General features: G+C 36.8%; 4 protein-coding genes and 2 pseudogenes. 4 read left to right on the top strand and 2 right to left on the bottom strand.

Features of this window, described 5'->3' with window-relative positions; all coding sequences use genetic code 11:
• Positions 1–15: 15 nt before the first annotated feature.
• The 4 genes and pseudogenes from HCUR_RS02290 to dnaX form a co-directional block, all read left to right on the top strand.
• Positions 16–595 (top strand): annotated as a pseudogene (locus HCUR_RS02290) (transposase family protein); the annotation flags it as partial.
• Positions 596–2,460: 1,865 nt separating this feature from the next.
• The gene (locus HCUR_RS02275; RefSeq protein WP_129591850.1) at positions 2,461–3,273 is read left to right on the top strand and encodes a hypothetical protein; all 813 of its coding nucleotides are present in this window, start codon (positions 2,461–2,463) and stop codon (positions 3,271–3,273) included.
• A 176-nt stretch (positions 3,274–3,449) separates the two neighbouring features.
• Positions 3,450–4,151: a polyprenyl diphosphate synthase gene (gene uppS, locus HCUR_RS02270; RefSeq protein ID WP_104206562.1), complete on the top strand. Its 702-nt coding sequence runs from the start codon at positions 3,450–3,452 to the stop codon at positions 4,149–4,151.
• A gap of 12 nt (positions 4,152–4,163) precedes the next feature.
• The gene (gene dnaX, locus HCUR_RS02265; RefSeq protein ID WP_104206561.1) at positions 4,164–5,735 is read left to right on the top strand and encodes a DNA polymerase III subunit gamma/tau; all 1,572 of its coding nucleotides are present in this window, start codon (positions 4,164–4,166) and stop codon (positions 5,733–5,735) included.
• A 59-nt stretch (positions 5,736–5,794) separates the two neighbouring features.
• Here the strand turns inward: dnaX and HCUR_RS02260 are convergent, their stop codons facing one another.
• Both HCUR_RS02260 and HCUR_RS02255 read right to left on the bottom strand, forming a co-directional pair.
• The gene (locus HCUR_RS02260; RefSeq protein ID WP_104206560.1) at positions 5,795–6,355 is read right to left on the bottom strand and encodes a hypothetical protein; all 561 of its coding nucleotides are present in this window, start codon (positions 6,353–6,355) and stop codon (positions 5,795–5,797) included.
• A 1,230-nt stretch (positions 6,356–7,585) separates the two neighbouring features.
• Positions 7,586–7,774 (bottom strand): annotated as a pseudogene (locus HCUR_RS02255) (UDP-N-acetylglucosamine 1-carboxyvinyltransferase); the annotation flags it as partial.

Genomic DNA, 7,774 nt, shown 5'->3' with positions numbered 1-7,774 from the left:
TGTGCATCTTCATAGGGGATATCAGAGAGTAGTGGTTATAAAACTATCAGATGAATAGAAGATACGTTCATCAAGCATCCTGATTTTGCTTTGCTAGGTAGGAAAGCGCTCCTTAAAAGCAATATGGAATATGAAGTTGTCCTTATTGATAAGGGTCAAGCATAAGAAGCGTATAAAAAATCGCAACAATAAGCAGAAAAACTTTTATTCTGGAAAGAAGAGAAGACATACTTTAAACAGTCAACTCGTTGTAGATAAGAAGACGAAACAAGTTATTTATACAGCTTGTACAAACGGAAAACGTCATGATTTTAGGCTGTTTAAAAAATCCGCAACCAAAATACATCCTAGAAGTGCACGGGATTACTGACACTGGATACCAAGGAATACAAAAGCTGCATATCAAATTCAAATTGCCAAAAAAGAAGATAAAAAGAAAAATTAAGATCTGGCTCGCGAAAGAATAGCCCATGAAAAGGTCATAGGTATGATTAAACGGTTCAAAATCATATCTGATCAATACAGAAATAGACGTAAACGATTTGGACTCAGATTCAATCTAATAGCAGCTATTTACACCATGGAGTTATCCTGACATCTCGTTATGCAGGCGGTCTAATATAGCTCATGATTAAAAGACGCACAGAGTAATCGTGATAATGCGTACAAATAGCGTAAGTACAGGGTGAATACGGTAGTAAAAAAGAACCAGGCAATCAAGCCTTAAGCACTCTTAAGGAGCACAGGAACCATAGATTTAAATCCGCTAAAACTGTATAGTGAACATAATAAAGAAACCCATGAACATAAAAAATGTAAGCATTGCTTCTGTCTATAGAAGACTTAAAAAGTAAGGCTTTAGTGATAAAAAATCTTTTTACTTCTTGGAAGGCTTGTAAAGAAAGACATTTCAAGAAACAATCCGCATATAGCGCCTAAAAATTTTGTACAGAGTTACGCCCGTGGTATAGAGAGGATACTTTGCAAAGACAAAGGGGAGGGGAGGAGAAGTAACATACTGGGTTGGTAAGAAGCGTAGTACATAATCCAAAAGAACGTATAATATTGCTGGAATAAGCTATTCGTAGCACCCGGGTCTTGCAATACGACTTCAAAGTGCTAACCCCCAAGCCTGATTATGAATCATACCTTATTCAATAACCCGTTGTAACACACAAGAAGTGATAAAATCGCTATGATTCAGGCGAGTCGTATCGCTATATTGGCTCGCCCTAAACCCTATTGAGAGATTCTGGGCTACTATAAAACGATGGATTGCCCTTATACACTGTACGCAATGATATAAAGCTTTACTTCAATTTTTTAAAATCCCATTTTCAAGCTAAACTACTATATAATAGAGGCACTAGGCTTGAGCAGGTCTTCTCCCAAAGCTTTTATTTTTTCCTGCCATAAGAGTCTTTTTTTTCATTGATTTGCTTACTCCTGAAATAGTATAATTTTGGAGCCTTTTGGAAGCCCATTCTTCAGGCCAAGCAGGGATTTAAGATCTTCTTATAAAAGACAATGAGCAATTTATCAATGCGTTTTTTGAGTTTGAAAGTAGGCGCTCTGTGGCGGGTTTGTTGCCTGATTACGGCGTATGGCGCAATATTTATTGCCGATTTGTTCACTCAAGAGACAAGAAAATCTAGGGAAAATTGCTTGAAAAACGAATTGTCCATCTCAATTTTGCGTGACTTATGATAGATTCTACCCAAATCAAAGTACATCCTCATGCGAAGGGAATTAGAAAATGATCCGTGAAAAAAAATCTTCACACCAAGATACATCTAGTCGTGGATGTTTTTGGTATGCCGGTGCGAATGGGTCTCACAGAGGATAGCCCAGCTGAGTGTACTTGAATCGGCTCCAAAACGCATCAAAGGTCTAAATTTAGAACATTTCTTGGCTAAAAAGACCTATGATAGCGATGATATCGTAAGTCAATTGGCTAAAAATGGTATGATTTTTGTGATTTCAGCACGAAAAAACCCAGAATTTAGAAAAATTACGAAAAAGACCTCTATAAATGACGTCTTTGATTGAAAATGCATTCTTCTTATCTCAAATTAATGGCGCAGAATTATTACACATTATGCTAAAAACGTATACCTCATTCTTAGCTGCTATTCAGATCCGATGCCTAGTTTTCTAGCTTGTCATCTCATGACTATACTGTATAAGATAGTCTTTTCAATTATTCCTTTAATATTCTTGATCCCTATACGTTCAACAAGATTATTACGCTATAAAATATAATATCTCATTTTTATGTAAGTTTTTTCACAATTTTATTGGATAATTTTAAGGAAATATTATTCTTTTTATACTATAATATTAATGTAATATTTACTTACTTGAAACATTATGATTAAAAATTCAACACTTTATTGGATGATCGCTATAAGCTTTTTCGGAGTACACCAAGTGCATGCAAAGCCTGTAGATATAAAAGAAATGGAAAAATCTATTGAGGAAACAATGAAACAATACTATGCAAAATATAAGGGGCAAATAGATGAGGCACCAGATTTTGGCGCCGTGCCCAAAAACTTGATTGAGCTCCCTTTAAAAGATATTTTAGAAAAACTAGATAACCCTTTGTGGACTCTACCAAAACTAAAACAGTTAGAAAATATTATTCAAACATTGAACAGAAAGAATTTACCTTTGGATTTAGAAGGAATGACTTCTGGCCATCACGAAAGCATAGAAATTTTTTTGAAACAAATTAAGGAAAAAATTAGTGATTTGGAAAATAGTTTAAAATCAAAAAAGCCTGGAGATATAGAAAAACTAGAAAAATATGTTGATGATACAATAGACATATATTATAAACAATATAAAGTTCAAAAAGATCAGGAGCCAAAACTTGAAGAGGTTCCTACCATCTTCCTTAAGGCTCCTTTAACAAAAATTTTAGAGCAACTAGACTACTCTTTGTGGACGCTTCCAAAACTAAAAACACTAGAGAAACGTGTGAAAAAATTTTACAAAAAGAATTTTATTCCAGAGAAAAAAGGAGTGACTTTTGACCATCACAATAATATACACTATTTCTTAAAACAAATTGAGGAAAAAATCAGTGACTTGAAAAATGATTTAAACCCTAAAGATTTAAAGAAAACGTCGGATAAAGTAAGAGATAAAACTCCTATTAAAGAAACAGAAGAGATTAAGGAAGCAGAAGCTACTAAGGAAAAAAAAGAGTCTCTGACCAAAAATAAAGAGGGAAAAATGCAGCGTCTCAAAAATTTTTTCTTCAAATAGACCCATAAGCCCCCTAAAAAATATAAGGATATCCCGAGAGCGTTTTATAAAGCTCTAAAAATATTTACGCAAAAAAGTATGGGAATGTGGCGCTTCATAAAGCAAATACTAGAGTAGATTTCTTCTGAAAAATTCTTTACAATGATCCTTAAGTATAAAATTAACATGCCGCATCCTTGAAATCAGAGTTTCATATTGCTATCATTATGGATGGTAACGGTCGTTGGGCGGAAGCTCAAGGACTAGATCGGTCTATGGGCCACGTTAAAGGCGCAGAAACGTTACGAAATGTGATTATAACAGCGCTAGAAAATTCTGTAAGATACTTAACAGTATACGGATTTTCTACAGAAAATTGGCGACGTCCTCGCCAAGAAGTGGATACAATTTTAAGTATTTTCCAGGATTATCTAAAAAATGAAACGGTTAAACTTCACGAACAGGGTGTGTGTTTACGAATTTTGGGGGATAAATCTTGCTTTAGTGATTCTTTACAAAGTTTAATTCAATGGGCTCAGCGCTTAACAGAACATAACAATCGTCTTGGTCTTCAAATTGCTATGAGTTATGGATCACGCCTGGAGATTGTAAACGCAGTGAAATTATTAGCTGAGCGGTGTACGAAGCAGGAAATAAACTTAAATGATATTACGTGCGAAGCGTTCTCGAAGGCTTTAGAAACAGCACCTTGGCCCGATCCCGATCTTTTAATTCGTACCGGAGGGGAAGTTCGGCTCAGCAACTATTTATTGTGGCAGCTTAGCTATACAGAACTTCTGTTTCTAGATACCTATTGGCCTGAGTTCAGTCAAGAAGAGTTTGTGCAAGCTATGTCCACCTATCAGCAGCGCCATCGACGTTATGGTAGCTTATCGTGAGGAGTCAAATCGTTGTCTTCCCATGAACCGTTGTCTCATTATCGTGTTTTAGCACGAAAATATCGTCCAAACTTTTTCAAAGAAGTTGTGGGGCAGCATCCTTTTGTAGAGATGATTCAAAACGCTTTAACGCAATCTAAGATTCCTGGTGGAATTCTTTTAACTGGAACTCGAGGAGTTGGAAAAACTACATTGGCAAGGCTTATTGCTAAAACATTGACCTGTCATGAATTGGCACATCAGCGAAGCATTTCTCCTTTAGAGCCTTGTGGTTTGTGTACTTCCTGTAAAAGTTGTTCTTTGGATAGCCATCTTGATATTCAAGAAATCGATGCCGCTAGTCATACCGGAGTAGAAGATATTCGCGGTCTGTTGGAAAGTTGTCGCTATCGCTCGTTAAGCGGGGCTTCCTATCGGGTATATATTATTGATGAAGTCCATATGCTTTCTAAAAATGCGTTTAATGCTCTGCTTAAGACGTTGGAGGAGCCTCCTTCCCATGTGAGCTTTATTTTCGCCACCACAGAAATTCATAAAATTCCTAAAACGATTATATCTCGATGCCAACAATTTTACTTAAGGCGTTTAGAAGACCAAGAATTAAAGTCTTATTTAAAATCTATTTGTGTTAAAGAAGAGATTGCTTCTCAAGAAGCGGTATATGATCTTTTGGTCCAACATGCAGAGGGCAGTGTTCGGGATGCATTTTCATTGTTGGAGCGAGCAATATTATTATCTGGACGAGAATTAACTGAATCGGTAGTACGTACGATGTTGGGGCTCCCAGAATACGCTCAAGTTTACGAAACATTACGCCTTTTAGGAAAGCAAGATACTGCTGCACTGTTATCCCATGTACGCCAGCTATATTATGGAGGTGTGGATCCAAGACGGTTACTGGAACAACTGGCTCAAGGCTTGTACTATATTGTTTTAGAACATTTTGCTTCAGGAAAACGTTCCCAAGAAAACTGGGCATCCTTGATGCCGGATTTTGGACCCTCTGATATTACTGCATTATGGCAATGCATTATTCATGGATTTGAAGAACTGGAAAAAAGTACATTTCCATTTATTTCTCTAGAAATGATTTTGATTCGTATGGCGCATATGAAAAGTTTGCCTAAACTAGAAGAGATTTTAGACGTTTGGAGTGGGCATACATCCAGTGTTGAAGGTCCTGAACGCCTGAGCCAAGATTCTTCTGGGATCTCTCAGCATAAGATGGAGTGCGCTGAAGATTTTCGTAATTTTCTTCATTTTTTAAGTGAGAACAAAGAAGATTTATTGCGCAGCCAGCTAATGAAACAAACAAATTTTTCTAAAAGTGATAATAACATAGTATACCTATGTTGGGTAGAACAAGATCCTCCCGATCCTAAGTGGATTAGTCGAGTTGGGGAAGCGTTATCGGAATGGTGTGGAATCAAGATTGGGGTACAGATTCACACTTCTCAGGCTTCTACAATAAGTTGGGAGCGCCAGGAAACACTTAATAAGCTTCAACAAACTGAACAGGTGCTAAAGCATCCTTTGGTGAAAAAAATGCAAAGTACCTTTCCAGGATTTAAGTTGGATGAATAAGTCTTGTTTGATATGCTCATCCCAAAGCACTCTTTTTTTTATTATTAGGCTGTAATGGTTTACTTTTTATCTGAAGTAAATATTTTTTGCGCGCTCTCTACCAAGGTACTAGCAGCTTTTTTGGCAGTTTTGTAGGGTTCAGACTGCGTAACAGAAGTTACTGCATTTTCATAGCTTTTTTTCAGAGGATTCGAAGCGTTAATCGCAGTTTTGTAGGGTTCAGAATTTTTAACAGAATTGACTGCTTCCTTATAGCTTTGTTTAAGAGAATTTACGGCCTTACTTCCTGTTTTGTAGAGGGTAGAATCTTTCGCATTAAGCACTGCATCACGGTAGCCTCTTTTGACGACCTTTGTAGCATTGTTTGCTGCGGTCAAAGCTTCCTGAGCGCCTATCTTTACAGCGCTCACGACATTGTTTGCTGCAGTTTTTGTACTTTCTGTCCAAGATTTATTTTCAGAATTTTTTTGCGGTTCAAGAAATGTAGAGGGTTTTTTTGAGTTTTTAGAAAAAAAATTTTTAGTATCTTTCCACCATCCTTGCGCTTCAGAGGGTGGAGGATTTGCCTGTAAGGACGTGCTCAGACATAAAACTAAACATAAATTTGATATTTTTTTCATTTTTAAATGATGTAGTATGACCTTCAAAATAAATTATATTATAAAATATAGAAATTTATAGTAAATTTCTAATTTTTCATTGAAATTTTCTAAAGCAAAAAGATAAAGAAATGAGCTATAAGATCAAAAGTAATCCATAAAAGGGAAGTTTGTTCGTATAGAAAAAAGATATTCTAGCACAATCACATATTTTAATTTTTTTCAAATAAACAAAAGTAGCTTTCCTCCTAATAAAAGCAACGCGCAGCGAGGGTATCAAAACTTTCATAGTGCGTAATAGTATCCACAGCCAATAGTACTTGAATGTTTTAGGAATGCGCGCTCGCTCTGTCTGTCAACGTGTAAGGAAGTTTGTTTGTGTCCTATGGAAACGGTTCAAGAGGAAGATTTTTTGCATCGCTCGTTTTGTTGAAGCTTATACTAAAGAAAAGATATTAATCAACCAGCCAATATGAGGCAAAAAAAAGTGGACTCACCTAGAACATCTAATACCTAGACATGAACTTAACACTCATATTCTTAGAAACCTTATGATATCTCTTACGCTCAGCCGAGTTCTGAACACAACAGGTATTTTTACCCTATGACCTATGGTGGTCTTGCGCTATCATATTCAAAGCTTACCTTGCACTAAGGGGCTGCCTCCAGGCTTAATGCGCAAACCTACCAACAATCTACGTTCAGCGCCTGTGCATCATGGTATTTCTTTAGAAAACGGAAATATTTTTCTGTTTTGTACTGGGTGATCTTAGATTAGCTAATCATTAAGCCTATTGCTTGATAATATTTTTTGATATACAGATAATTATATGATTTTTTTTCAATTCCTTTAATTACTTTGAAGGGTTACGTCAAATACAATCTTCAATCTCCAAAAGAAGTAAAAATTCTATAGTACAGACAGCCCTTTTTTCCACCGAATCGGGCACTACTCTAATAACCAGAGCTACTTTATTCTAGGGTTCAGAAAGACGCTACGCAGGCAGTTTTTATGTCGTCGGGGACCGTCACACGTCATGTTTGTACCATGAATTACAAGTTTTTCTGGGAAACTGTCCTGTCCTAAATTAAAAGATACGCGCGCTTTACAACAGGCATGGTCACTCATAAAGGTCTACGCGACTGAAAAGTTAATCTTGGCCTAGTATCCTTCTGCGCGAATCCTTAGCCTTAACTCCCCCCCCCCTTATGATGAAAGGGGATAAAGGAAGAGAAGGGGGGAGTGGAGAATTATCGCCAGCCTCGGGGGCAAACGCGCTCAATCTTTGCACCACAAGCTGCAAGTTTTCCTGGAAGATTTTCATACCCTCGATCTAAATGATAGACTCGGTTTACAATAGTTTCTCCCTTTGCTGCCAATGCTGCCAAGACCAAACAAACAGAAGCCCGTAAATCCGTAGCCATTACTTCAGCGCCTGT

Source organism: Holospora curviuscula (genome assembly GCF_002930195.1).
GTDB lineage: Bacteria > Pseudomonadota > Alphaproteobacteria > Holosporales > Holosporaceae > Holospora > Holospora curviuscula.
This window is presented reverse-complemented; position numbering and strand designations above follow the sequence as displayed.